Here is a 1,175-nt window from a genome sequence, read left to right on the forward strand (position 1 = left end):
CTTTTTCCTTGCCCTTATCCTGTTTTTTCTTTTGAGAGGGTGATGATCCGCTTCAGGTTTACCGCGATGATCGCCATCACGCTCTGTAACGTCATGCCTTTCAGGTCTGACGTTTTGTTTCGCGCCAGACCTTGCGGGTTCTTCAGTTGGCTGTTCTTCGGCTCAATCGCGAAGCGCTTCCGGTGATGGTCCTTGAACTCATCGGTCTGCTCGTATTCGAGCTGTTCGCTATGTTCCCTCGATTTCAATGACACACTGTACGTTTTCGAATTGGCGCCATCCTTGTAACAACCTTCACGCAATGGGCATCGTTTACACAGCTCAATATCAAAATAATGCGTCTCTTTTTGATTCTTACCGATGTTCTTCGTGCCTGTCCGGGCCTTACGGATGGCCATGTGCCCGGCGGGGCAGACGTAGCGTTCCGCATCTTTATTGTAAGTGAACCCCTCGCCGCGGTTCTCTGCAGGGGAATAGACACGGGGGTTCAATGGGGCGACGAGCTTACATCCTTGTGAGGCGGCATAGATCAGGTTGTCTCGGCCCGAATAGGCCGCATCGCCCACGATGTGGTCGAACTCGGCGCCGGCGGCGTGGCTCTTCTCGATGAGGCGAGTCAACTGCTTCCCGTCCGCCGCCTCGCCTGACGTGACGACGACGGCCGTGATGATGCCTTCTTCCGTCATCGCGAGGTGATGCTTGTAGCCGAAGAAGGAGGAGTCGGCGCTCTTGTGCCCGGTCCGGGCATCGCTGTCTTTGGACACCTGTAGCTCGACATGCGCGTCCTCGGCGAGCTCGCGGACACGGTTCACCCTGTCGCGGATGTGCTCCCGCATCATCAGCTCGGGCATCTCGGACTCTACGGTCTCCGCCACGGCGAGCGCATAGGCGAGCAGCTGGTCGATGTCGTGCTCATCGACTTTCTCAGGGAAACGCCCCTTCGCATCGGCCGATGCCTGATAGCACGCTTGGCGCAGATGCTTCGCCTCCTCGATGATCGCCTGCCCAATCGGCTTCTGCCCGTACCGGGCCCGGGAATGGGTCGAATCGACGATTAGCGTCCGTCCCTTCAGCAGCCCCATCTCTTTCGCGACCTCGACCGTGTGTGCGAGCAGTTTGTCCAGCAGTTTGTCGTCGTCCATGCGTTGGCGGCGGAATTTCGTGAGCGAGGACGG

General features: G+C 58.0%; 1 protein-coding gene. It reads right to left on the reverse strand.

Annotated elements, in window-relative coordinates; all coding sequences use genetic code 11:
* Window positions 1-14: 14 nt before the first annotated feature.
* On the reverse strand, window positions 15-1,175 hold a 1,161-nt coding region (locus EVJ32_RS15865; RefSeq protein ID WP_131459129.1), incomplete at its 5' end, for a transposase.

Origin of the sequence: Exiguobacterium sp. SH5S4 (genome assembly GCF_004337045.1) — a bacterium.
Lineage (GTDB): Bacteria > Bacillota > Bacilli > Exiguobacteriales > Exiguobacteriaceae > Exiguobacterium > Exiguobacterium aurantiacum_A.